Genomic DNA, 22,973 nt, shown 5'->3' with positions numbered 1-22,973 from the left:
ATGCCAATCCCTTAGAACAGGTGCTCTGCGAAGTAACCGTTCCCTGTTACTGATCGAGCGATTGCAGCCAGTCATCGTCGGAACCTTCGGCGATGCCGTCCATCAGGAAAGTCGAGAGATAACGCTCACCGGTGTCCGGAAGCATGGCCAGCAGCACCGAACCTGCCGGCGCGGTCTCGGCAATTTTCAGCGCTGCGGCAACCGAGGCCCCGGAAGAAATACCGACAAAAATGCCCTCTTCCCTGGCCAGCCGTTGAGACGTATCGCGCGCTTCATACTCATTCACGGTCAGGACGGTATCGATGACCGTCTTGTCCATGATGGTCGGCGTGAAGTTGGGCGCCAGCCCCTGGATCTGATGCACGCCCCAGGTACCGCCCGACAGCAGCGCGGCGTTTTCCGGCTCCGCTGCCACGATCTGCACCGCCGGCCGGGCGAGTCTCAGCATCTGGCCGACGCCGGTCAGCGTGCCGCTGGTGCCGAAACCGGTGACGAAGTAATCCAGCCGTTTACCGGCGAAATCGCCGAGTATTTCCGCAGCGGTGGTTTCGCGGTGATAGGAAGGGTTGGCCGGGTTATCGAACTGCCGGGACCTGAACCAGCCGAATTTCTGCGCCAGCTCATCGGCCAACTGATTGCCGCCGCTGCTGCCCAGGTGGGCAGGAAACAGCAGGACCTTGCCCCCATAGGCGCGAATCAGTTTGCGCCGCTCCATGGAATAGCTGTCGGACATCACCGCCACAAAGTTGTAGCCACGTGCCGCTGCCACCATCGCCAGCGCAATCCCGACATTACCGGAGGTGCATTCGGCGATCGTATCGCCAGGCTTGAGCAGCCCCTTGGCCTCGGCATCGAGGACCACGGCCAGTGCCAACCGGTCCTTGACCGAACCACCGGGATTGAACGACTCAACCTTGGCATAGACGGTGACGTGTTCCGGGGCGAGTCTTTGCAACTTGACGATTGGCGTACGGCCGATCGTGTCCAGAATGCTTTCATACAACGGCATGAGCGAGTTCTCCATCAAATACGAATTCAGCAGGGCCGGAGAGATACATCGCGGACAAATCACTCTCCCATGTCACTTCAAGGGTTCCGCCGGGCAGTTCGACATCGACCGAACGGTCGACCCGTCCGGCGCGCGCCAACACCGCGACAGCCGCGCACGCGCCGCTGCCGCAAGCCAGGGTTTCGCCGGCGCCGTATTCGTAAACCTTGAGTTTTATCTTGTTTCGCGACTCCAGCTGTACAAACCCGACGTTGACGTCTGGAGAGAAATACCCGGAGTTTTGCAGGGCGCTGCCGACAGCCGGGATTGGGTAATCCTTGTCCTGGGCATCGATCACCGCGTGGGGATTGCCCATCGATACGGCGGCACACACAAGGTTCTGCCCGGCGACTTCGACCTCGTAATCCGCCTGCGGCTCAGTGAAGCCGAAGACCGGTATTGCAGCGGGCGAGAAGTTCGGCGCACCCATGCTGATCTGATAAGTGCCACCCTCCATGACCCGGACCCGATGGGTTCCGGAGGGACTGTCGAGGGTGAACTCGCACGCGTCAGTCACGCCTGCACGTACCAGCCATGCCGCCACACATCGCGCGCCATTGCCGCATTGCCGGGACGACTCGCCCTGTGCAGTCCAGATATCGAATGAGGCGACAGACAACGGATTGCGCGGCGCCTTGACGCCCAGGACCATATCGCCACCGATCCCTTTATTGCGATTCGCCAGGTACTTGCACAGCTCGCGCGACGGATCCTGTGCATTGCGCAGATCCAGAATGATCATGTCATTGCCCGCGCCGTGCATTTTGCTGAAACGCAGCCGCCCAGTATCGGCGGTGTGTTTATGCATGACACACGCTCGCTTCAAGCTGCGCCTTGGACAGGATCGGGTCGACGATATCGATGATGTAGTTCGTCGCACGCTGGGCCGTGGCGGCATCGCAGGAGGCATTGAACTCGGCGATTTCCAGGCCCACGATCTGCTCGAGCGGAATTGCTCCCAGAATCGAGCTGAGTTGTTGTGGCAGCAGGCCGCCGGGCACCGCGTAGTCGGCTGGCACATAACCCGGCTCAAGGGAGTCCCAATCGATGTGCACCCAGACTTTCGATTGTCCGATGGCGCGGCGCACGTTCTCGGCAGTGGCGTCCTGCGGTGCAATCGTGCGCACGTTATGGGCGCTCAACAGTTGGCGCTCTTGCGCGTCGATGTCGCGAGCGCCCAAAAGCACCACGTTCTCCGAGCGTATGCCCGCGCCGCAGCCGCTGTCCCAGAGACCGCACAGCGCAGACACCACCATCCCGCCAAGGTAGCCCGTGTCGGTCGTCGCCGGGATATTGAAATCGCCGTGGGCATCAACCCACAACAGGCACAGGTCAGGGTATTGCCGGGCTGCGGCAGGGATGCTGCCCAGACTGGCCGGGCAGGTTCCGTTGATGACCACAGTGAGCTGCTCTTGCTCCAGCGCGCAGGCCACGGCGCGGTGCAGTGAATCAATCTGCTCACGCCCGGCTGGCAGACTGACCGTCCAGTCATCGGCTGCCGGTTCGCACTTTGCGTTACCGACATACAGCGGCGCTACCGCGTACTTTTCTTCGAGTGCCGAAGCGGCTTTCAATGCACCGATGCGTGTAAAGGCAGTTCGGTCCGCTACCCTGCCGTTGGATACAATCAACTTGAACATCAGGCTTCCTCTTTATTTTTATGGCTGGAATGTTTGAATGGACAAACATCCGTGCGTTCTGCATTTTCTTCAATCAAACCGTATTGCCACCACTCTTTGGCGCCAGATCCAAAACCGCCTAATTGCAAAGCGTGGGGCGCCGAATCATATTTAAGGATGCGTTTACGTATATTCGCCCGAACATTACGTCCACCCACGGTATCGCCGGCAAACACATCAAAGCGTTCACGCGGATTAATCACCAGCGCAAATCTTGACCCCAGGTTTCTGCTCTTGCGTTGTTGATGTGCCGGAGAACTCATATTCACAAACAGTTGCATACCAGCGAAGCACATCGACCAGAACGGAGACTCCGGATCGACATCGACACTTTCCGGCCAGGGACTTTCGTCCAGCCAATGCAGGCTCTGCAGCACGCCCCACCCGGCCGAGTGATAGGCCTGGGCGGTATCGGCGCTAATGGCCTCAGTTGCGAAAAACACGATGAGCGGATAAGCGTCTTCGATTGAACCGCTCCAGGTTCTGGAAAGCGTTACATACTCTTTCAAACCTTCGGCCAGTTTTGCCAGGCCTGTTGCATCCAGCGTTTCGACAAACACAAACTTGATCGCCGATTTCTTGAACGCGTTTTTCGAAAAGATACAGGGAAAATCAGAGCCTGCCTCAAGTCGCTCTGCCAACTCGCCCAAGGCATCTTTCTCCCAATCGGCCCCGCGATGTTTTACATCATCCTGAGAGAGCATGACTCGATAAGAAACTTGCACATCAAAGTTCCGCATACTAATTCCCTTTATGCTGCACAACCTGGAAAGATGGCCGAGCGTGGCATCCAGCCTGACGCGCGCCGCTGACACGCCTGCCACAAACTTGCGTCTGGCACCGACAACTTGATTACTTGATTGCTGTTTTAATCAGAACACTGGCCACAGATCCCGGGCGCTATTCAACGCCCGGCGATTACTCAGGTTTTTGACCGACTTACGGCTGATGAATCGATGAATGCGCGCCACGGCATCCTCCAGATCCGGAACGGCCGCCAGCGTCACCACACGGAAATGATCCGGCTCGGGCCAGTTGAACGCGGTGCCTTGAACGACCAGCAAGCGTTCCGACATCAGCAGCTCAAGGACAAACTTCTCGTCATCCATGATCGGGCAAACCTTGGGATTGATTTTCGGGAACGCGTACAGCGCGCCCATCGGCTTGACGCAACTGACGCCGGGAATATCGTTGAGCAATGCATGTACCCGGTTGCGCTGTTCGAGCAGGCGGCCTTGGGGCAACACCAGGTCATTGATGCTCTGATAGCCTCCCAGCGCGGTCTGGATCGCGTGCTGTGCCGGCACGTTGGCGCACAAGCGCATGTTCGCCAGCATGTCGATCCCTTCGATGTAGCCGGCCGCGTTGTGTTTAGGCCCCGAAATAATCAACCAACCGGAGCGAAAGCCGGCCACCCGGTAAGATTTGGACAAACCATTGAAGGTCAGGCACAGCAGGTCCGGCGCGAGCGAGGCGGTGCTGATGTGCACGGCCTCGTCGTAGAGAATCTTGTCGTAGATCTCATCGGAGAACACCACCAGGTTGTGCTGGCGCGCAATCTCCAGCATCCCCAGCAGTACTTCTCTGGGGTACACCGCGCCCGTGGGATTATTGGGGTTGATGATGACCAGCGCGCGGGTATTGGAGGTGATTTTCGCGCGGATGTCGTCAAGGTCTGGCCACCAGTCCTGCTGCTCGTCGCACCTGTAGTGCACCGCGTTGCCACCGGCAAGACTGACTGCGGCGGTCCATAACGGATAATCCGGTGCAGGCACCAGGACTTCATCCCGGTTGTTGAGCAACGCCTGCAGCGACATGACAATCAGTTCGGAGACGCCATTACCCAGATAGATGTCGTCGATGCCGACACCCTCGATCTGTTTCTGCTGGCAGTACTGCATGACCGCCTTGCGCGCGCTGAACAAGCCTTTTGAGTCACTGTAGCCTTGCGCTGTCGGCAGATTGCGGATCACGTCCTGGAGAATTTCGTCGGGTGCCTCGAAACCAAAGGGGGCCGGATTGCCAATGTTCAACTTGAGAATGCGCTGGCCATCCTCCTCCATCTTTTTGGCCTGCTCGAGTGCCAGGCCACGAATGTCATAACACACACTGTTCAGTTTCAGCGATTTCAGATACTGCACGATCAAACTTCCTTGTTGTTTTTATCAGGACCGCGGCAACAACAATCATCAGGTCCGAGAGACTGCTTTCAATTCCTTGGGCGCAGACTTCGACAGCGCCCGCGACATATTCAGGAAGACAAACAACACGACGATGGGAATCGCGATAAACAGTGCCAGGGCACGAACACCCAGTTCAGGAAACGAACTGACGAACAACCCGTAACCCGCGCCGGCCGCCATCTGGAAAAAGAAAAACTGTCCCGAGGAAATACCGATATCGCGGCTGACACTCTTCAACAGCCCAGCCTGAGTCGCAGGAATCACCATGCCGACCGACAACAGAATGAACACCATCGGAAGCAGCAGCGCTGGCAACACACTGCCAAACACCGACAACAAAATGGCCAGCAAGATACAACCGACCATGCCTACCCTGCTCCCCAGCAACAGGATTTCGTTCAGCGCCCACCGGGTACTCAATGCGCGCGCCAGCGTACTGCCAACGACATAACCGACCGCACACAGGGAGATCACCGCACCGTAGCCGATGCTGGACATTCCCAGTTCGGTCTGCAGCGCGTAAGTCGAACACGACAAAAAGACGAAGTAACTCATCCACACCAGACTGATGCCGGCTGCATAAATCAGATAATCGATGTTTTTGAAGTTATCGGCGTAGACGGCAATGATGCTCCGTCCCGTCGAATCGCTCGCGCCCGGGGATGTCTCGACGCGCCAGAAGAGCAGCAACGCGCCAAAATTGAAGGCCGCCACGCCGCCCATCATCCAGCGCCATCCCATCGTCGGCAGTAACAAGCCGCCTAACAACGGTGCGATACACGGTGTGAGGGCGATGGCCGAGGCCAGGGTCGTGAGTATTCGAAGCCGCCCGCTTTCCGGGTAGTTCGATTTCACAATCAGCCGCGTGGTTACCGTCCCCACACAGCCGCCCAGGGCCTGCATGAAACGCGCGATCGCAAACAGGTGGAAAGAATCCGAGAACGCGGCAAGCACGCAACCGGCAGCGCAAATCAGCAACCCCGAAAGTTGTACGCGGCGGGGGCCGATACGATCGGCAAGAATTCCTGCCAATACCACGGACAACGCATACCCGACCATGTAAACAACGAATGTTTCCTGAATGGCTTCTTGGGGAACTCGAAACTCCTCGGCCAGTTTTGCAACGGTGGGAGTCATCAGGCCGAGCCCAAGCTGCGGCACAATTACAGCTGCCAACAGTGCGGCAGGCAACAGGATTCCGGGACTGCTGGATTTCACGCAGAAAGCTCCTTGAGGTATTGATCACTCGTCAACAAGTGCGGCAGAACCCGGTCAATCTGACGCGTGATCATCGCCAACGAGCTGGTGTAGTAGTGGTTGCCTGCCGCCAGTTGACCCAGGGCATAAATGACATCGCTGGCCTTGCCGCTGCGGTCGATCACCTTGTGCGAACCGAAAGACACATGCAGGCCGCCAAACGGGTGGTGTTGAGCAACGCCATTGTTGACCATCGACGACACCAGCTCGGTCCCGGCCTGGCCTACTCCACCTGTTTCAGATCGCGTGGCGTTGATGACCCAGTCCGAATGACAGGCCCCTGCCTGGTAATTCAGAACGAAACCGCCATCAGGGCACAGCTCCACTTCTTTCAGGCCCGGACGAATAACCAGTTGCCCGGCTTCGAGCATGTTGCGCAACTTGTTGGCTGTGGCCGGTGGCATCGGATTGCACAGGCTCATGAAGATCGAGTGATAGTTGGCCATGTAAAAGCGGCGGTCAGCGGCACTCAGACTGTCCCAGGCCAGCTCGACGTAATCGTTGGCGATATCGATCAGGATGGACAACCACTTGTCGCCATTGGTCGAAGCTTGCAGATGGCGCTCAAGCCGCTCGAACGGCAGTTGGCCGGGTGCCAGTTCGGCCTTGAGTTTTTCCAGATCGACGCCTTGCGCCGTCATTTCGAAGGTGATCAGACCAAGCCACTTCGACCAGGAAATCAGCCCTTCGTCATCGCGAAGTTCTTCGATTCGATCTCGGGTGATGACCTTGTAGGAGAAGTCGTGATGCGGCATGCGGACGGCCGGCAGCAATGCATTGCGCGACAACATGACGATCTTCCCTCGATGCCCCTGGGCGTTCAGAGCCAGGACGGCATCGACTGCGGACAGACTGGAACCAATGATCGACACCTGGTCTTCAACACCAATGGCGGAAAACTTTGTCCACATCGGATAAGGGTTGCCAATGTAGTTCTGGGAACAGGCCAACGAGAAGATATCCGCCGGCTCCGCTGTACCGATACACAGAATCACACGGTCAAACACCTGCTGCGGCCCGTTTTCGATGCCCACGACCGCTTTATCATCATGCATCGACAAACTGGTGACCTTTTGCCCGATAACGCGAATCGGACGTTTCAGTTCTCGTGCCAGAGCAACTTGCTCGGCAAAACAATCGGACAGGTACTCACCGAAATAATGGCGTGGCAGAAAATCATGCTGCGCCAACGCGCTGCCATATTTATGGGTAACCCATCCGACAAAGTGTTTGGGGTCATCACTTTTAACGGACATGAATCTGGCCTGACGATTGATCAAGCCATAATCACCATCGTTTTGATAGGCGCGACCAGGCCCGATTTTCTTGTCGGGTTCATAGAGGGTAATTGCAACATCCATATTGTTCAGCTTTGCGTCTCGCTGCAACGCATCAATTACACTAATCGCTGTTGCTCCACCACCGACTATCGCAATCTTTAGTTGCGGCTCGCGATGATTAGTCTTATTGAGTGTTGACAGTTTTTCAAAAGCAGTCATTGCCGACGATATCCCTATACCAATCCAGTTTTTCTTGACCCCAATGACTCGCGCGTCGCCTCTCAACGCGTTAGCTTGAGCGGCGTTGAGCGTATTTGTATGCCGCGATAAGATGAAGATCCATTAAATGGATTTTGGTGTGTACCACTATGACCAGAGGTAAGCGGCCAATTGGCCTCGATCTAGTCTTGCCGTTCGAATTGACCTCACATTCGCTGTCCACCAAACACCAGCTTTTGTATCGTTTCCTTGAACACCTCATCAGCTCGCGGCGGCTTGCGCCCGGCGAAGCACTGCCCTCCACCCGCACGCTCTCACAAAGATGGGGCGTTTCCCGAGGTACTCTGGAGACGGTTTTCGATCAATTACGCGAAGAAGGTTTCATCCTTCGCAAACGAGGTGCCGGTTCGATTGTCTGCGCGACATTGCCGGACAATCTGCTCGCGGCAGCCAAAACCCCAGAACTGCAAGTCAGGCCTAATACCGACCGGTCATCTGAAACACCTGCGCCAATCACCTACTTACAGCCTTATGTACCGTTTATTTCCAGGCTGGCCGATCCCGGTTTGCTTGAAGAGAAAGATGTGAAGTCGCTCTGCACACCTTCGGCCAAAGACCTCGCCACCGCAGTATCGGCTTCGTCGCTGGGAGGCGATGAAAACTTGCGAAAGTCTATTTGTGATCATATCCAGATCTATCGGGGCATTGATTGTTCGCCTCAGGACATCGTGATCACTCACGGCATCAGGCACTGCCTTGACTTGATCAGTCGGGTACTGGGAAAAGATGCAGTAGTTGCAATGGAAGACCCTGGTTATTACTGGGCAAGGCGAATATTCAATTGTTCCGCCAACACCATCATCGACATTCCAGTCGACAATGCGGGTTTGATCGTTGAAGCGTTGTCTCGAATCAAGCAAGTCCACGCTGTTTATGTAACGCCCTCACATCAGGCCCCGTTGGGCGTTTGCATGAGCATGGAAAGACGCCAGGCACTACTGGCCTCGGCGAAAGAAATGAATGCGATCGTTATCGAAGACGACTATGACAGCGAGTACAACTACGGCAGTGCTCCCCTTCCCGCCATCAAATCGATAGATAAACATGACCGGGTTATTTTCTGCGGCAGCTTCAATAAAACCCTGTTCAGCAACTTTCGCCTGGGCTTCATGGTTATTCCCAGGCACTTGCAGAAGAAAATAATCAACCTTATCGAAGACACCGGGCAGACCCCAGGCATACTCGGCCAGCTTGCGCTCAACCAGTTTCTTTGCACCGGAAAATATGTCCGACACCTGCGGATTTCCCGGCAGACGTATCAGCATCGAAGAGATTTGTTGATCGCCAAACTGCGAGAAAACCCTGATCTGGAAATTTCCGGCGAGCAATCCGGGCTGCACTTTGTGCTGTCACTCCCGGCCGGCATTGATGAAGAAGAGTTCTGCGCACGCGCGACCCTCTTCAACCTCTGCCTGCAACCCGTCTCGGCGTTTACCAGCAGCCACACGGTCAAACCAGGCGTATTGATTGGCTACGCAGCCCTCACTGATGAGCAGATAAACCATGCTGCTGCCTGCCTGCTGGATCTTATCAACTCATTCACTCAAGGCGCCGAACACCACGCTTGAATAAACGACCCGCCCGATGGCCATTCACCTCAGCCCCTTCAGCACTCTGGCTGCACAAAAAAGCCCGGCAGCGCTACCGGGCTTCTTTATTTGCGTTTAACGGGCGAGGCGCGACAACGCGTCATCCGTCTCCTGCGCCGCTGTGCGGGCTCCGTGAATCAGCGGTCCATAACGCCGACTGAATTCCCAGTTGTACGGCACGCGGTCCTTGCTGGCGCCGTTGTCCCAGTTCACCGACCAGGTCATCAGCCCCTTGATCGGCAGACCTTTGATCGCCAGGCGCTTGAGCGCATTGCCCACTGCGGTGCTGTCGATCACATAACCGGTAGCGGCGGCGTCAACGTTGGCCGGCAGGCCGATCACGAATTTGTCTGCCGGGATTTTGGTGAAGCCACGGGTACCGGTCACCAGACTTTCGGTCAGGTAATAGAGGAAGTCCTCTTTCAGCGCGTCGTTGTTCTGCGCGATCCACGCACCGTTGCCGTTGTTGGCTTCCGGCACCCAGACCCCGTCCCCGCCCTGGTTATAGAACTGCGGGGCGATGAAGTCGTAGTAGCCTTCGAGCGCCTGCAGGTAACCGACGTACTTGCCATTGGTGGTCAGGTACGGAAACTCCGGGGCCATGCTGATGATGAAGTGCTTGCCCTGGCCTGCGTAGTGATCCTTGACCAGTTTCAGTGCGGCCGGGAGCACGGTCTTGTTGGCAGCGAAATCAATCGCGCTCTGTTCAAGATCGATGTCCAGTCCATCGAAGCCATAGGTTTCCACCAGGCGGATGATTTCATTGGCCAGCGGCTGTTCTTGTCCGGCACGCAGTTCGATGTGCGCATCGGCACCACCCAGGGAGATCAGTACCGCCCGCCCCTGACTGTTGAGCACGCCGACCTGACGACGAAACTCGGCATCGGAGACGTTGTATGGCTTGAAGGTCGGAATTCCGCTGCCCTTCATGAACGCCACCGCGACCACGTTGTACTCCTTGGGCACTGCCTCCAGCGGCATTTCGGCGAACCGGCCCTGACGGTAGCCGTCACTCGGACCGGCCGGCCAGTTGTGCCAGAAGCCCATAAGGATCTTCTTGCCGGCGATGCTCGGCATTAACGAAGCAGCGTCACCCGCCGCGTTTTGCATCAATGAAAAGTCGATTTTTGACATGTTCTAATCCTTCAGAACCTGTGAATTTGGCGACGTTGCGCCGTTATTTGAAGTCGACGTCGAACGCCTGATAGAACGCGTTGCCCGTGTTGGCGACGATCCACATCAGCACGATGACGTGATGCCCCTTCTTGTTGGCCGGCAGTTTCACTTCGTGATCGACCTTGGCCTTCATCTCACCCGCATGACTGTAGTACGGCACTTGGGTGTAGAAATCCTCGAAGAACGGTTGTGCTTCCAGTTGCGCACGGCTGATGCGCTGCTGCGGATCCCAGCCATCCTTGGTGATCAGCCAGCGATAACCACGGGTGGTGTGCGGCGCGGTGTACACCCAGTTGACCTTGAGAGTCTGGCCCGGGGTGACGTTGAGCAGCGGCCACTCGAATGGGCGATTGAGCTTCTTGCTCATTTCGGCGCTGGTGAAGTTCACGCAATCACGGGCATCGGCCTTGCCGCCACTGAGGACGTAGCCATCGGCCGGCGGCGTGACGCTGTCACTGTCGGAGCCATACGGCGCCGGGAACGGCCCGGCCGCGAGTGCCGGGAAGTTCTTGCCGCCTTCCATTTCGTTGACTTGCCAGCCGGCCAGCAGACCAAGGTCGATGGCGACCGAGCCACGGCTGGCTGGGGAGGTGACGCGACCGTGTCGCAGTTGGGTTTCAGGATTTGCTTGATTCATGTTGTTCACTCCGTTGATTTAAGAACTCTCCTTCCCGAGGAGAGGCCTTCAAGCTAACGGAGGTGGATTTTTTGTCCATCGGCGGTTTTGGCGCAGGCATTCACCCTTGATGGCTGAAAACGCCGAAAATACTGGATGTATATACAGTCTATTGCGACAAAACCCACCCGACGCATGGCTAAAAGACTACACGCCAACGCTGCAAAAACCGCCATTCACCGTTCACGGCAGTTGTGCCTGGTATTCCTTTTCGTATTGGCCGGCGAGCTGTTCCTTTTGTTTGTCGTCGAGCAACTTGCCGGCCATCTGGAAGAACTTCTGCTCTTCTTCCTTGAGATGGTGATGGACCTTGTCCGAGAGCTTCTTCGCGATTGCCAGCCACGCCGGGCTGGACATCTCGGTCTCGTCCAGTTCTTCCATCATTTCATCCATTTCATGGTGCTCGGCGATGGCATGGCGACTGAGGTCGACACCGTTGTCGAACTCCATCAGCGGGATGTAGAAGTGGCGCTCCTCGGCCGTTTCGTGGGCCTGCAGCTCAGCCTTGAGCTGCTGGTAGGCCTCAACCCGTTCGGGGGTGTCGCCGCTGGTTTGCACCAGAATCCTGGCGTAACTGCGCTGGCGGTCGTGGCTTTCGCGAAGGGCTTCGAAAATGTTCATGGAGGGTCCTCATCAACCGCGTTCGGAAATGACGCTGTAAAGGCTAGACCCCAGCGCATCAACGACGGTTCCAAAGGGTTGAGGAAGGACTTGGAACACGCCCTCCGGACAGGATAGGCTGCGAGTTCATCTCACAAGGAAGTTGCACATGACGTTGCGAATCGAGTTGTCGCAGAACCCCACCGAAGAACAACGCAAAGCCATTCTCGAGCCACTGATTGCCTATAACGACGCCAAGACCGGCGGCTCCACGTCGGAACCTTTCGCGCTGATGGTGCGGGATGAACACGACGCGATTCTCGGCGGTTTGTACGGCCGGGTGATTTTCCAGTGGATGTACATCGAGTTGCTTTCAGTGCCGGAACAGGGGCGCGGCCAGGGCATTGGCTCAAGACTGATGGCCATGGCCGAAGAACTGGCCAACGAGAAGCGTTGCCTGGGGATCTGGCTGGACACCTTTGATTTTCAGGCGCCGGAATTCTACAAGAAGCTGGGATTCAGCCAGTTTGGCGAGATCATCGATTACCCGCCGGGGCACAGCCGCCATTATTTCCAGAAGCGGTTGATCGGCTGATCCGCAGGACTCTTCGCGAGCAGGATCACACCTACAGGATGGTGGCAAACGCAAATCCAACGTAGGAGTGAGCCTGCTCGCGATGACGGCAGTTGCCTCAACGCCTGATCAGAGACAGGTCGCCAACGCCGCCAACCGCCGCTTGGCAACAAAGTCATCCTTCTGCACGTAGTAATTGAGCACGGTCCCGGAAGCATCGGTGGATACGTCAACAAACGATTCCGCCGAACGGGTATAAACCGTCGACCCGCCCTTCTTGCCCGGTTGCAGATACGCCCCGGCATCCACGCCGAACACCGCTTCGTCCTGCCAGCCGAATTGCACGCACTGGGCCACGACTTTCTCGGGTTTGTCCGAGGTCAGGACCTTGTAGGGGGCTTTGGTGCGAGAATCGTCCATTACCGATCCCGCGCAGCCGGCCAACACCGTCGCGGCCAGCGCTACCATCAGAATTCGCATTGCATTCGCTCATTCAGAAAAAAGCGGACTGTATCACCGCAACAGGCAAAATCGTTCTGCTTTACTGCATTAATAGCGCGACACGCACGGGCCGCTCCGGCACCCTAGGGTCATCAGCCTCACAAGGAACGCACATGGCGCCCACCGATCAGCGACATGAACAAGCCCTGAAACTGTTTCTCGACGCACGCCCCGAACTGCGCGAAACCCTCGATCATCTCAACCCGCTGCTGGCCCAGGCCAAAGGTGAAACGGCGGCGCAATACCGTGAAGAGCGCCTGCACGAGGCCTTCGAGGCCGAGGCTGAGAATCAAGGCCTGTTCGCCTGGGAATTGACCTTGCTGCTGACGGCGGCAACGCCCGAGGAGTATCAGGCCCAGCGCATGGAGGTGCATCGCGAAGTGGCGGAAATGGCGCACATGAGCTGGGCGGATTATTGCGACCTGTACGGGCTGGAACCCTAACAACCGCTCAAGGATATCGATGCTGCCCTCCACCTCCACTCACCGCGCCACTTCCGGGCATCTGCATCGGCAGAAATGGCGCGGGCGCATCGGTCTGGCACTGGTGGCCAGCCTGTCGGTACTGGCCGGGATGACCGACGCCATCGGCTTCATGGCCAGCGGCGATTTCGTCTCGTTCATGAGCGGCAACACCACACGGCTGGCAGTGGCGATCAGTGTCGGCGATCTGGGGCTGACATTGCGCCTGGTCATCCTTGTCGCCACGTTTGTGCTCGGCAATGCCCTGGGGATTGTGATCGGGCGGGTGGGCGGGCGGCGCACACTGCCGTTGTTGCTATGCATCGCCACCCTGCTCTGCGTGGCAGCCGCGTTGCCATCAGACACGCAACTGCCGGCGCTGCTGGCGGCGATCGTCGCGATGGGCATGCTCAACGCCGCGGTCGAGGAAGTGAACGGGTTGCCGGTCGGCCTGACCTACGTGACCGGGGCGCTATCGCGGTTTGGTCGAGGACTTGGGCGCTGGATGCTCGGCGAACGCCGGAACGGCTGGCGGGTGCAACTGGTGCCGTGGACCGGCATGTTCATCGGTGCGATCCTGGGCGCGGTGCTGGAGCATCATTTCGGGCTTCGGGCATTGTTCGCCAGCGGATTGCTGGCGGCGGTGCTTGGCGTGCTGTCGCTGAGCATTCCGCGGCGCTGGCAACTTGGCTACATGCCACGCTGAAATGCGCTCTTGCGGGAGCAGGCTTGCTCGCGAATGCGCCGTGTCATTCGAAACATCTTTGACTGAACCACCGCTTTCGCGAGCAAGCCCGCTCCCACAGGGGGCATGTGCATGACTTCATAAAGCTTTATCATGAGCGCAGTTTTGCTGATCGAGTCTGTCATGAAATTCGCCATTGCGCTGTTTTCCGCCGCCCATGCGCCCTCCTCTCGCCGCGCCCTGCTGTTCGCTCAGGCAGCACTGGCCGGTGGGCATGAGATTGTCCGGCTGTTTTTCTATCAGGACGGCGTCTACAACGCCTCCGACGCGGTGGTTACCCCGCAGGACGAACTGGACCTGCCCAAACAATGGCGTGCATTCATCACCCAGCAGCAACTGGACGGCGTGGTGTGCATCGCCGCCGCTTTGCGCCGTGGCGCATTGAACGGCGAAGAAGCCAAGCGCTACCAGCGTGAGGCGGTCTCGGTCAGCGCACCGTGGGAACTGTCCGGCCTCGGCCAGTTGCACGATGCGGTGCAGGACGCCGATCGACTGATCTGTTTCGGAGGCGCGTAACATGGCCAAATCCCTGTTGATCATCAGCCGCCAGTCGCCGTGGTCTGGCCCTGGCGCCCGCGAGGCGCTGGACATCGTGCTGGCCGGTGGCGCGTTCGACCTGCCGATCGGCCTGCTGTTTCTCGATGACGGCGTGCTGCAACTGGCCGCCGGGCAAAACGCCAAGGCCTTGCAGCAGAAAGACCTGAGCGCCAACCTGCAGGCGCTGCCGATGTTCGGCGTTGAAGAGTTGTTCTATTGCGCCGACAGCGCCAGCGTGCGTGGCCTGAGCGATCTGTCGCTGGACGAAGCGCAGCCACTTGGCGCCGAGCAAATCACCGCCCTTATTGACCGTTACGATCAGGTGATCACCCTCTGATGTCGACTTTGCATGTGTTGTCTCATTCCCCGTTCGGCGACGAGCGCCTGACCAGTTGCCTGCGCGTGATCGGCGCCAAGGATGCCTTGCTACTGTCCGGCGACGCGGTGTATGCCCTGCAACCCGGCACCGCGCCGTTCACTGCGCTGCAAAGCCGTCAGGTGAAACTCTGGGTGTTGGCCGAAGATGCGCAGGCGCGTGCCGTGCAGGTGCCGGACTGGGCCAAAGCCATCGATTACCCGGGCTTTGTCGAGCTGTCGATTCACCACGACAAGGTCAACAGCTGGCTATGAATTCTTTGACCGTCGGCGCCCGCGCCATCGAACTGGACAAGGACGGCTTTCTGGTCGACCTCAGCGACTGGTCCCGTGATGTCGCCGGCGCCCTCGCCGCCGCCGAAGGCATCGAACTGACCGCCGAACACTGGGAAGTCCTCGAACTGCTGCGCAACTTCTACGCGCAATTCCAGTTGTCGCCGGCCACGCGTCCACTGATCAAGTACACCGCACTGAAACTCGGCCCGGACAAAGGCAACAGCCTGCACCTGAACCGACTGTTCAAAGGCACCCCTGCCAAACTCGCCGCGAAACTGGCGGGCCTGCCCAAACCGACGAATTGCTTATGACCGACTTTCCAGCGCTGACCCTCGAAACGCCCGCCGAACACCCGTTCGCTCAATTCGTGCGGATCCTCGGCAAGGGCAAGCGCGGCGCCCGCGACCTGACCCGTGAGGAAGCCCGGGAAGCCATGGGCATGGTGCTCGACGACAAGGTCGAAGACACCCAGCTCGGGGCCTTCCTGATGTTGCTACGGCACAAGGAAGAAAGCGCCGAGGAGATGGCCGGTTTCACCGAAGCCTTGCGCGAGCGCTTGCAGGCGCCGGCGTTGAACGTCGATCTGGACTGGCCGACCTACGCCGGCAAGAAACGTCATCTGCCGTGGTATCTGCTGGCGGCCAAATGTCTGGCGCAAAACGGCGTGCGCATTTTCATGCATGGCGGCGGCGCACACACTGCCGGGCGCCTGTACACCGAACAACTGCTCGGCGAGCTGAACATCCCGCTGTGCCGCACCTGGCAGCAAGTCGGCAGTGCGCTGGACAATGGCGGCCTGGCGTTCATGCCGCTGATGGACTGGGCGCCGCCGTTGCAGAAGATGATCGACCTGCGCAACACCATGGGCCTGCGCTCGCCAATCCATTCGCTGGCACGGATTCTCAATCCGCTGCGCGCGCGGTGTGGCCTGCAAAGTATTTTCCACCCGGGCTATCAAGCGGTGCATCGCGATGCCAGCGGCCTGCTCGGTGACACAGCGATCGTGGTCAAGGGCGATGGCGGCGAAATCGAGATCAACCCGGATGCCGACAGCCACCTGTACGGCACCACTGGCGGCGAGAGCTGGGACGAGGAATGGCCGCAACTGTCGAGCCAGCGCCACGTCAAGCCAGGCACGCTGGACGTGGAACACCTCAAGGCCGTGTGGCGCGGCGAGGCGCTCGACAGCTATCCGCAAATGGCCCTGATCTCGACCATGGCCCTGGCCCTGCGCGGCCTTGGTCAAAGCCGCGAGCAAGCGTTCGAAACGGCCGAACAGTACTGGGCAGCACGCAACAAATCGATTTAACCGATCATTGACGCCCGATCTTTGCGCTTTTTGTTCGAACTCATCGGAATAGACTCGGCTCCAACGCTTATTGGGTTGTGGAGTCTTGATCATGGGTTTACTCGTCGATGGCCACTGGCAGGACAAGTGGTACGAAAGCAGCAAGGACGGCGCGTTCCAGCGCGAACAGGCACAACGCCGCCACTGGGTCACCGCTGACGGCCAGCCCGGGCCGAGCGGTGAAGGTGGTTTTGCCGCCGAAGCCGGTCGTTATCATCTCTATGTCTCCCTCGCCTGCCCCTGGGCGCACCGCACGCTGATTTTGCGCAAACTCAAAGGCCTGGAAAACCTGATCGACGTGTCCGTGGTCAGTTGGCTGATGCTGGAAAACGGCTGGACCTTCGACAAGGCCCACGGCTCGACCGGCGACAAGCTCGATCACTTCGATTTCATGCACCAGCGCTACACCGCCGACACACCGGACTACACCGGCCGCGTCACCGTTCCGGTGCTGTGGGACAAGAAACTCAAGCGCATCGTCAGCAATGAATCGGCGGAAATCATCCGCATGTTCAACAGCGCCTTCGATGACCTGACAGGCAACGAACTGGACTTCTATCCCGCGCCCTTGCGTGGCGAGATCGACGCGCTGAACGAGCGGATCTACCCGGCGGTAAACAACGGCGTGTATCGCGCAGGCTTCGCCACGTCACAGTCGGCCTATGAACAAGCCTTCGATGAGGTGTTTGCCGAGCTCGATCACCTGGAACGGGTGCTGGGCGCCAACCGTTATCTGACTGGCGAGTACCTGACCGAAGCCGACGTACGCTTGTTCACCACGATGATTCGCTTCGATGCGGTGTACCACGGGCACTTCAAGTGCAACCTGCGACGGATTGCCGATTATCCGAACCTGTCGAACTGGTTGCGTGAGCTGTATCAGATGCCGGGCATTGGCGAGACGGTGGATTTTCAGCACATCAAGCATCACTACTACGGCAGTCACAAGACCATTAACCCGACGGGGATTGTGCCGAAGGGGCCGGAGCAGGATTTCAGCGTGGCGCACGATCGGGCGCGGCTAAACGGGAAAGGAGTTTGGCGCAGGGGTTGATATTTGTGCGATTTTTGAGGGTCCCCTTCGCGAGCAAGCCCGCTCCAACACTGGATCTGTGTCATGCACAAATCCAGCGTGGGAGCGGGCTTGCTCGCGAATGAGGACTGCTCGGTTGTCAGACTTGCGCCTGAGCCCCTTCGAACCACGCCAGTTTCTCGCGCAGTTGCACCACTTCCCCTACGATCACCAATGTCGGCGCATGCACTTCATGCTCCGCCACCAGACGCGGCAGGTCGGCCAGCGTGCCAGTAAAGACCCGCTGATTGACCGTGGTGCCCTGCTGAATCAACGCCGCCGGGGTAGCCGCCGAGCGGCCGTGTTTGATCAACTGCTCGCAGATGATCGGCAAGCCCACCAGGCCCATGTAGAACACCAGCGTCTGTGCCGGCGCGACGAGGTCGGCCCACGGCAGATCGGTGGAACCGTCCTTCAGATGCCCGGTAACGAACCGCACCGACTGCGCGTAATCGCGATGGGTCAGCGGAATTCCGGCATACGCCGCGCATCCGCTGGCCGCCGTAATACCCGGCACCACCTGGAACGGAATCCCGTGGGCCGCCAGCTCTTCAATCTCTTCCCCGCCACGGCCGAAGATGAACGGATCACCGCCTTTCAACCGCACCACACGCTTGCCGGCCTTGGCCAGGTCGACCAATTGCTGGTTGATCTGATCCTGCGGCACCGCGTGATCGGCGCGACGCTTGCCGACGTAAATGCGTTCGGCATCGCGACGGCACAGCTCAAGAATCGCCGGCGCGACCAAGCGGTCGTACAGCACCACGTCGGCTTGCTGCATCAGGCGCAAGGCGCGGAAGGTCAGCAGGTCCGGATCACCCGGCCCGGCGCCCACCAGATACACCTCACCGGTGGTGATATCGGCTTCACCATCGATCTTGGCTTGCAGCAGTCGTTCGGCCTCGGCGCCCTGCCCGGCCAGTTGGCGGTCGGCAATCGGGCCTTGAAACACGTCTTCCCAGAAACCGCGACGTTGCTGCACATCCGGAAACAGGTTTTTCACCTGATGGCGGAAACGCGCAGCCAGTCCGGCCAAGTGGCCGTAGGTCGAAGGAATCCAGGTTTCGATCTTGGCGCGAATCAGCCGGGCCAGCACCGGCGCATCGCCGCCGCTGGACACCGCAATGATCAATGGCGAACGGTCGACGATCGCCGGGAAGATCACGCTGCACAACTGCGGCGCGTCGACCACGTTGACCGGCACGCAGCGCCGATGAGCATCGCTGGAAACTTGCGCATTCAGCGCTTCATCGTCGGTGGCGGCGATGATCAGCCCGCAACCGTCCAGGTCCGCTTCCACGTACCCGCGCAACAGGCACTCGCCACCGCTGGCAGTGACCAGTTCACGCAGTTGGCTTTCGATCTCAGGTGCGACCACCCGCAGCAGCGCACCGGCATCGGCCAGCAGGCGGGATTTGCGCAAGGCAATTTCCCCCCCACCGACGACCAACACACGACTGCCGCGCAGGTTGTGAAACAGCGGCAGATATTTCATTTAGCCGATGACCTCAAGGCCACCCATGTACGGTTTCAGCACGTCCGGCACACGGATCGAACCATCGGCCTGCTGGTAGTTCTCCAGCACGGCAACCAGGGTACGACCGACCGCCAGACCGGAACCGTTCAGGGTGTGCACCAGCTCAGGCTTGCCGGTTTCCGGGTTGCGGAAACGCGCCTGCATGCGGCGGGCCTGGAAGTCGCCGCAGTTGGAGCACGACGAGATTTCACGGTATTTGTCCTGGCTCGGGATCCACACTTCCAGGTCGTAGGTCTTCACGGCGCTGAAGCCCATGTCGCCGGTGCACAGTGCCAGAGTGCGGTAAGGCAGGCCCAGCAGTTGCAGGACTTTCTCGGCGTTAGCGGTCAGGCCTTCCAGCGCTTCCATCGACGTCGACGGCTCAACGATCTGGACCATCTCGACTTTGTCGAACTGGTGCTGACGGATCATGCCGCGAGTGTCGCGACCCGATGCGCCAGCTTCGCTGCGAAAGCACGGGGTGTGAGCGACGAACTTGATCGGCAGCAGTTTCGAGTCGACGATTTCACCGGCCACGATGTTGGTCAGCGACACTTCGGCAGTCGGGATCAGGTACAGATCCGCTTCGCCTTCGCGAGCGATCTTGAACAGGTCTTCTTCGAATTTCGGCAGCTGACCGGTGCCTTGCAGCGCCGGGGCCTGAACCAGATAAGGCGTGTAGGCCTCTTCGTAGCCGTGCTCGTTGACGTGCAGGTTGATCATGAACTGCGCCAGCGCGCGGTGCAGACGGGCGATCGGGCCGCGCAGCAGGGCGAAACGGGCGCCGGACAGTTTGGCGGCGGTTTCAAAATCCAGCCAGCCGAACTTCTCGCCCAGGGCGACGTGGTCTTTGACCTCGAAGTCGAACGCGGTCGGCGTGCCCCAGCGGCGCACTTCGACGTTGTCGTCTTCGTCTTTACCGACCGGAACGGATTCGTGCGGCAGGTTCGGGATGCCGAGCAGGATCGAGTCCAGTTCGGTCTGGATCGCATCCAGCTCGACTTTACCGGCGCTCAGTTCGCCCGCCATGCGCTCGACATCCGCCATCAGCGGCGCGATGTCTTCGCCGCGCTGCTTGGCCTGACCGATGGATTTGGAACGCGCGTTACGCTCAGCCTGCAGTGCTTCGGTGCGGGTCTGGACGGTCTTGCGCTGTTCTTCCAGCGCTTCGATGCGCGCGGTATCCAGGGCAAAGCCACGGGAAGCCAGGCGGTCCGCTACGTCCTGAAGGTTGCTACGTAACAGTTTGGAATCGAGCATGTCGGTTTCTCGTTATCAAAGTTTGGTCAAAGACAGGCCAGCCCACGTTGCGAGCAGCCCGCCGAATACGCTGAGTGCCGCATAGCCCAGGGCCAGCGGCACTTGCCCGCTTTCCAGCAGGCGCACCGTATCCAGTGAAAAGGATGAAAAAGTCGTCAGCCCCCCGAGGAAGCCGACCATCAACCCGGCACGCACCTCGATCGGTACTTCCGGGCGTATCAAAAACAGGCCGTACAACACGCCAATCAACAGACAGCCCACGATATTAACGGCCAGCGTCGCGGTATAGAAGTGCCGCGGCCAATTGGCGTTGACCCAATTGGCCGTTGCGAAACGCAACAAGGTGCCAGCGACTCCGCCGGCGGAGACCGCAACGATCAATGGAAGCACTATTTTCTCCGCTGTCTTGGGCTTAAACGGTCGAGTTGGGCGAGGTGGTTGAGCTTCTCGCCGATCTTCAATTCCAGGCCTCGGGGCACCGGTTGATAGAACGGGATCGGGTCGAGTTCTTCCGGGAAATAATCTTCGCCGGCGGCGTAAGCATCGGGTTCGTCGTGGGCGTAGCGATATTCATCGCCGTAACCCAATTGCTTCATCAGCTTGGTCGGCGCGTTGCGCAGGTGCAGCGGCACTTCCAGCGAGCCGTGTTCGGCGGCGGCGCGCAGGGCGGTTTTGAAACCCATGTACACCGCGTTGCTTTTTGGCGCGCAGGCCAGATAGGTAATGGCCTGCGCCACTGCCAACTCACCTTCCGGGCTGCCGAGGCGCTCCTGCACTTCCCACGCCGCCAGGCACAGGCTCAACGCGCGCGGGTCGGCATTGCCGATGTCTTCGCTGGCCATGCGCACCACACGTCGTGCCAGGTACAGCGGATCGCATCCGCCATCGATCATCCGCGCGAACCAGTACAGAGCGCCGTCGGGATTGGAGCCGCGTACCGATTTGTGCAGCGCGGAAATCTGGTCGTAGAACGCTTCACCGCCCTTGTCGAAACGCCGACGGGTGTCGCCGAGCAGGCTTTGCAGCAGCTCAGTGCCGATCTCGCTGTTGTCTTCGGCCAGGTCCGAGGCGTTTTCCAGCAAATTGAGCAGACGCCGACCATCGCCATCGGCGGCCGACAGCAACATCTGGAAGCCTTCATCGTTCAACGTCAGATTGCGCTTGCCCAAGCCACGCTCTTCGGTGAGCGCGCGGTGCACCAGCTTGCGCAGCGCCGTTTCGTCGAGGCTTTTCAGCACGTAAACGCGCGCCCGCGACAACAGGGCGTTATTGAGTTCGAACGAAGGGTTTTCGGTGGTGGCGCCGATGAAGATCAACGTACCGTCCTCAACGTACGGCAGGAACGCATCCTGCTGCGACTTGTTGAAGCGGTGCACTTCATCGACGAACAGGATCGTGCGCTTGCCGTACTGGCCGGCCTGCTGCTTGGCGATTTCAACCGCCTGACGGATCTCCTTGACCCCGGCAAGCACCGCCGAGACCGTTTCGAAGTGCGCATCCGAGACTTCCGCGAGCAACCGCGCCAGTGTGGTCTTGCCCACGCCCGGCGGGCCCCAGAAGATCATCGAATGCAGGGCACCCTGCTCCAGCGCCTCACGCAGAGGTTTACCGCGAGCGAGCACGTGCTCCTGACCGACATACTCATCCAGATTGGTCGCACGCAAACGCGCGGCCAGTGGCTGGGCAATCGGTGCACTGCGAAACAGATCCATCACGTAGCGTTGAAACCTCTATTTGATCTCAAGATCGATCATTTACCCCTGTGGGAGCGGGCTTGCTCGCGAAAGCGGTGTGCCATCCTACCTCGATGGCGGCTGATCCACCGCCTTCGGGAGCAAGCCCCCTCCCACAAAGGTTATGGGTTTATTCCTGGATCACGTCGGCACCTTTGGGGATGTCGAACTTGAACTTCGACGCCGGAACCGCTTCGTTGGCCTTGACCCCGGTGAACAGGATGTTGGTGCGCTGGCCGACGCTGTCGATCAGTTGCATGTCATTGACCAGGCCATTGCGGAACGACAGACGCAGGTTGTCGAACAGGGTGTCCTTGGTTTTCGGCTTGAGAGTGAAGTCGATCACGCCGCCCGCTTCTTTCGCGGTGATGTCGAAGCTCTGGCTGATCTTCGATACGTCACCGGACAGCAGCAGTGCCGGAGTCTGAGTCAGGCGCTCGTCGAGCTTCTTGATGGTCGCCTGTTCCAGATCAGGGTCCCACAGGGTGACCTTTTTGCCGTCGGAGACCATGGTCTGCTCGTTCGGCGCATTGGTGTGCCAGTAGAACAGACCTGGACGCTGCAGGGTCATCTCACCGGTGGTTTCCTGCAACTGGGTACCGCTGCCGTCGAGGGTCAGTTGGGAAAAGTTCGCGGTCAGGGTTTTCGATGTTTCCAGCAGTTGGGTCAGACGCGCCACGTCCTTGTCATCGGCGTAGGCCGTGAGCGTGGTCAGCGCCAGTACTGGCAACAGCATGCGGATAAGACGCATGGGAGTCCTCGTGAATACTCGTTGGGAGAGCGGCGGCACATCATTGTCCCGCCTCTT

The 22,973-nt window shown here is 59.1% G+C and carries 25 protein-coding genes and 1 pseudogene; 10 read left to right on the top strand and 16 right to left on the bottom strand.

The features are described 5' to 3' along the window. Positions 1-46: 46 nt before the first annotated feature. The 7 genes from cysK to U862_RS0102990 all read right to left on the bottom strand — a co-directional run bounded on the left by cysK (position 47) and on the right by U862_RS0102990 (position 7,666). Positions 47-1,009 (bottom strand): cysteine synthase A, encoded by a 963-nt coding sequence (gene cysK / locus U862_RS0103020; protein ID WP_025109035.1) that lies wholly within the window; start codon positions 1,007-1,009, stop codon positions 47-49. Continuing rightward, a complete protein-coding gene (gene dapF / locus U862_RS0103015) occupies positions 996-1,856 on the bottom strand; it encodes a diaminopimelate epimerase (RefSeq protein ID WP_025109034.1) in 861 nt (286 codons plus the stop codon). The genes cysK and dapF overlap by 14 nt, the downstream gene beginning before the upstream one ends. After that, the gene (locus U862_RS0103010; protein ID WP_025109033.1) at positions 1,849-2,688 is read right to left on the bottom strand and encodes an arginase family protein; all 840 of its coding nucleotides are present in this window, start codon (positions 2,686-2,688) and stop codon (positions 1,849-1,851) included. Before U862_RS0103010 ends, dapF begins: the two co-directional genes overlap by 8 nt. After that, positions 2,688-3,467, bottom strand: a complete 780-nt coding sequence (locus U862_RS0103005) for a YqcI/YcgG family protein (protein ID WP_025109032.1) — start codon at positions 3,465-3,467, stop codon at positions 2,688-2,690. Before U862_RS0103005 ends, U862_RS0103010 begins: the two co-directional genes overlap by 1 nt. 132 nt (positions 3,468-3,599) lie before the next feature. Then, positions 3,600-4,868 (bottom strand): pyridoxal phosphate-dependent aminotransferase, encoded by a 1,269-nt coding sequence (locus U862_RS0103000; protein WP_025109031.1) that lies wholly within the window; start codon positions 4,866-4,868, stop codon positions 3,600-3,602. Positions 4,869-4,916: 48 nt separating this feature from the next. Further along, on the bottom strand, positions 4,917-6,128 hold the full coding sequence (locus tag U862_RS0102995) for an MFS transporter (protein ID WP_025109030.1): 1,212 nt from the start codon (positions 6,126-6,128) through the stop codon (positions 4,917-4,919). Continuing rightward, a complete protein-coding gene (locus U862_RS0102990) occupies positions 6,125-7,666 on the bottom strand; it encodes an FAD/NAD(P)-binding protein (protein WP_081794839.1) in 1,542 nt (513 codons plus the stop codon). Before U862_RS0102990 ends, U862_RS0102995 begins: the two co-directional genes overlap by 4 nt. 188 nt (positions 7,667-7,854) lie before the next feature. Here U862_RS0102990 and U862_RS0102985 point away from each other — a divergent pair, with 188 nt between their 5' ends. Then, complete coding sequence (locus U862_RS0102985; protein ID WP_177327307.1) at positions 7,855-9,294, top strand: PLP-dependent aminotransferase family protein; 1,440 nt, start codon at positions 7,855-7,857, stop codon at positions 9,292-9,294. Positions 9,295-9,447: 153 nt separating this feature from the next. On the opposite strand, the pseudogene U862_RS0102980 reads toward U862_RS0102985, so the two are convergent. From U862_RS0102980 to U862_RS0102970, 3 genes and pseudogenes are all read right to left on the bottom strand, one after another. Next, positions 9,448-10,449 (bottom strand): annotated as a pseudogene (locus tag U862_RS0102980) (chitinase); the annotation flags it as partial. Positions 10,450-10,492: 43 nt separating this feature from the next. Further along, entirely contained in the window at positions 10,493-11,128 is a 636-nt protein-coding gene (locus tag U862_RS0102975; protein ID WP_025109026.1) for a lytic polysaccharide monooxygenase auxiliary activity family 9 protein, read from the bottom strand. A gap of 222 nt (positions 11,129-11,350) precedes the next feature. Beyond that, on the bottom strand, positions 11,351-11,788 hold the full coding sequence (locus U862_RS0102970) for a hemerythrin domain-containing protein (protein ID WP_025109025.1): 438 nt from the start codon (positions 11,786-11,788) through the stop codon (positions 11,351-11,353). 148 nt (positions 11,789-11,936) lie between these two features. Here U862_RS0102970 and U862_RS0102965 point away from each other — a divergent pair, with 148 nt between their 5' ends. After that, a complete protein-coding gene (locus tag U862_RS0102965; protein WP_025109024.1) occupies positions 11,937-12,362 on the top strand; it encodes a GNAT family N-acetyltransferase in 426 nt (141 codons plus the stop codon). Positions 12,363-12,470: 108 nt separating this feature from the next. Here U862_RS0102965 and U862_RS0102960 read toward each other — a convergent pair whose 3' ends face one another. After that, complete coding sequence (locus tag U862_RS0102960) at positions 12,471-12,821, bottom strand: hypothetical protein (RefSeq protein WP_025109023.1); 351 nt, start codon at positions 12,819-12,821, stop codon at positions 12,471-12,473. Between the two features lie 134 nt (positions 12,822-12,955). Here U862_RS0102960 and U862_RS0102955 point away from each other — a divergent pair, with 134 nt between their 5' ends. From U862_RS0102955 to U862_RS0102915, 8 genes are all read left to right on the top strand, one after another. Next, on the top strand, positions 12,956-13,285 hold the full coding sequence (locus tag U862_RS0102955; protein WP_025109022.1) for a DUF6388 family protein: 330 nt from the start codon (positions 12,956-12,958) through the stop codon (positions 13,283-13,285). A gap of 19 nt (positions 13,286-13,304) precedes the next feature. Beyond that, the gene (locus tag U862_RS0102950) at positions 13,305-14,009 is read left to right on the top strand and encodes a YoaK family protein (protein ID WP_025109021.1); all 705 of its coding nucleotides are present in this window, start codon (positions 13,305-13,307) and stop codon (positions 14,007-14,009) included. A gap of 162 nt (positions 14,010-14,171) precedes the next feature. Next, on the top strand, positions 14,172-14,564 hold the full coding sequence (tusD, locus tag U862_RS0102940) for a sulfurtransferase complex subunit TusD (RefSeq protein ID WP_025109019.1): 393 nt from the start codon (positions 14,172-14,174) through the stop codon (positions 14,562-14,564). A 1-nt stretch (position 14,565) separates the two neighbouring features. Continuing rightward, positions 14,566-14,922, top strand: a complete 357-nt coding sequence (gene tusC / locus U862_RS0102935) for a sulfurtransferase complex subunit TusC (protein ID WP_025109018.1) — start codon at positions 14,566-14,568, stop codon at positions 14,920-14,922. Beyond that, entirely contained in the window at positions 14,922-15,215 is a 294-nt protein-coding gene (gene tusB / locus U862_RS0102930) for a sulfurtransferase complex subunit TusB (protein WP_025109017.1), read from the top strand. The genes tusC and tusB overlap by 1 nt, the downstream gene beginning before the upstream one ends. Continuing rightward, positions 15,212-15,547, top strand: coding sequence for a TusE/DsrC/DsvC family sulfur relay protein (locus tag U862_RS0102925; RefSeq protein WP_025109016.1), 336 nt, complete (start codon positions 15,212-15,214; stop codon positions 15,545-15,547). The genes tusB and U862_RS0102925 overlap by 4 nt, the downstream gene beginning before the upstream one ends. Further along, positions 15,544-16,545 (top strand): glycosyl transferase family protein, encoded by a 1,002-nt coding sequence (locus U862_RS0102920; RefSeq protein WP_025109015.1) that lies wholly within the window; start codon positions 15,544-15,546, stop codon positions 16,543-16,545. The genes U862_RS0102925 and U862_RS0102920 overlap by 4 nt, the downstream gene beginning before the upstream one ends. A 91-nt stretch (positions 16,546-16,636) precedes the next feature. Beyond that, complete coding sequence (locus U862_RS0102915) at positions 16,637-17,638, top strand: glutathione S-transferase family protein (protein WP_025109014.1); 1,002 nt, start codon at positions 16,637-16,639, stop codon at positions 17,636-17,638. A gap of 118 nt (positions 17,639-17,756) precedes the next feature. On the opposite strand, the gene cysG is transcribed toward U862_RS0102915, so the two are convergent. From cysG to lolA, 5 genes are all read right to left on the bottom strand, one after another. After that, positions 17,757-19,151: a siroheme synthase CysG gene (gene cysG, locus U862_RS0102910; RefSeq protein ID WP_025109013.1), complete on the bottom strand. Its 1,395-nt coding sequence runs from the start codon at positions 19,149-19,151 to the stop codon at positions 17,757-17,759. After that, on the bottom strand, positions 19,152-20,432 hold the full coding sequence (gene serS / locus U862_RS0102905) for a serine--tRNA ligase (protein WP_007908080.1): 1,281 nt from the start codon (positions 20,430-20,432) through the stop codon (positions 19,152-19,154). 15 nt (positions 20,433-20,447) lie between these two features. Further along, positions 20,448-20,822 carry a fluoride efflux transporter CrcB gene (crcB, locus tag U862_RS0102900; RefSeq protein ID WP_025109012.1) on the bottom strand — a complete coding sequence of 125 codons (375 nt, stop codon included), beginning with the start codon at positions 20,820-20,822 and terminating at the stop codon, positions 20,448-20,450. Next, complete coding sequence (locus tag U862_RS0102895) at positions 20,822-22,144, bottom strand: replication-associated recombination protein A (RefSeq protein ID WP_025109011.1); 1,323 nt, start codon at positions 22,142-22,144, stop codon at positions 20,822-20,824. The genes crcB and U862_RS0102895 overlap by 1 nt, the downstream gene beginning before the upstream one ends. Before the next feature lie 151 nt (positions 22,145-22,295). Beyond that, positions 22,296-22,916 (bottom strand): outer membrane lipoprotein chaperone LolA, encoded by a 621-nt coding sequence (gene lolA / locus U862_RS0102890; RefSeq protein ID WP_025109010.1) that lies wholly within the window; start codon positions 22,914-22,916, stop codon positions 22,296-22,298. Positions 22,917-22,973: the final 57 nt, after the last annotated feature.

Origin of the sequence: Pseudomonas sp. H1h (assembly GCF_000633255.1) — a bacterium.
Classification (GTDB): Bacteria; Pseudomonadota; Gammaproteobacteria; order Pseudomonadales; family Pseudomonadaceae; genus Aquipseudomonas.
This window is presented reverse-complemented; position numbering and strand designations above follow the sequence as displayed.

Excerpts from the sequence above, each read along its gene's own strand:
- cysK (WP_025109035.1), bottom strand. The coding sequence starts at position 1,009 with ATGCCGTTGTATGAAAGCATTCTGGACACGATCGGCCGTACGCCAATC.
- dapF (WP_025109034.1), bottom strand. The coding sequence starts at position 1,856 with ATGCATAAACACACCGCCGATACTGGGCGGCTGCGTTTCAGCAAAATG.
- U862_RS0103010 (WP_025109033.1), bottom strand. The coding sequence starts at position 2,688 with ATGTTCAAGTTGATTGTATCCAACGGCAGGGTAGCGGACCGAACTGCC.
- U862_RS0103005 (WP_025109032.1), bottom strand. The coding sequence starts at position 3,467 with ATGCGGAACTTTGATGTGCAAGTTTCTTATCGAGTCATGCTCTCTCAG.
- U862_RS0102990 (WP_081794839.1), bottom strand. The coding sequence starts at position 7,666 with ATGACTGCTTTTGAAAAACTGTCAACACTCAATAAGACTAATCATCGC.
- U862_RS0102975 (WP_025109026.1), bottom strand. The coding sequence starts at position 11,128 with ATGAATCAAGCAAATCCTGAAACCCAACTGCGACACGGTCGCGTCACC.
- U862_RS0102970 (WP_025109025.1), bottom strand. The coding sequence starts at position 11,788 with ATGAACATTTTCGAAGCCCTTCGCGAAAGCCACGACCGCCAGCGCAGT.
- U862_RS0102965 (WP_025109024.1), top strand. The coding sequence starts at position 11,937 with ATGACGTTGCGAATCGAGTTGTCGCAGAACCCCACCGAAGAACAACGC.
- U862_RS0102960 (WP_025109023.1), bottom strand. The coding sequence starts at position 12,821 with ATGCGAATTCTGATGGTAGCGCTGGCCGCGACGGTGTTGGCCGGCTGC.
- U862_RS0102955 (WP_025109022.1), top strand. The coding sequence starts at position 12,956 with ATGGCGCCCACCGATCAGCGACATGAACAAGCCCTGAAACTGTTTCTC.
- U862_RS0102950 (WP_025109021.1), top strand. The coding sequence starts at position 13,305 with ATGCTGCCCTCCACCTCCACTCACCGCGCCACTTCCGGGCATCTGCAT.
- tusD (WP_025109019.1), top strand. The coding sequence starts at position 14,172 with ATGAAATTCGCCATTGCGCTGTTTTCCGCCGCCCATGCGCCCTCCTCT.
- tusC (WP_025109018.1), top strand. The coding sequence starts at position 14,566 with ATGGCCAAATCCCTGTTGATCATCAGCCGCCAGTCGCCGTGGTCTGGC.
- tusB (WP_025109017.1), top strand. The coding sequence starts at position 14,922 with ATGTCGACTTTGCATGTGTTGTCTCATTCCCCGTTCGGCGACGAGCGC.
- U862_RS0102925 (WP_025109016.1), top strand. The coding sequence starts at position 15,212 with ATGAATTCTTTGACCGTCGGCGCCCGCGCCATCGAACTGGACAAGGAC.
- U862_RS0102920 (WP_025109015.1), top strand. The coding sequence starts at position 15,544 with ATGACCGACTTTCCAGCGCTGACCCTCGAAACGCCCGCCGAACACCCG.
- U862_RS0102915 (WP_025109014.1), top strand. The coding sequence starts at position 16,637 with ATGGGTTTACTCGTCGATGGCCACTGGCAGGACAAGTGGTACGAAAGC.
- cysG (WP_025109013.1), bottom strand. The coding sequence starts at position 19,151 with ATGAAATATCTGCCGCTGTTTCACAACCTGCGCGGCAGTCGTGTGTTG.
- serS (WP_007908080.1), bottom strand. The coding sequence starts at position 20,432 with ATGCTCGATTCCAAACTGTTACGTAGCAACCTTCAGGACGTAGCGGAC.
- U862_RS0102895 (WP_025109011.1), bottom strand. The coding sequence starts at position 22,144 with ATGGATCTGTTTCGCAGTGCACCGATTGCCCAGCCACTGGCCGCGCGT.
- lolA (WP_025109010.1), bottom strand. The coding sequence starts at position 22,916 with ATGCGTCTTATCCGCATGCTGTTGCCAGTACTGGCGCTGACCACGCTC.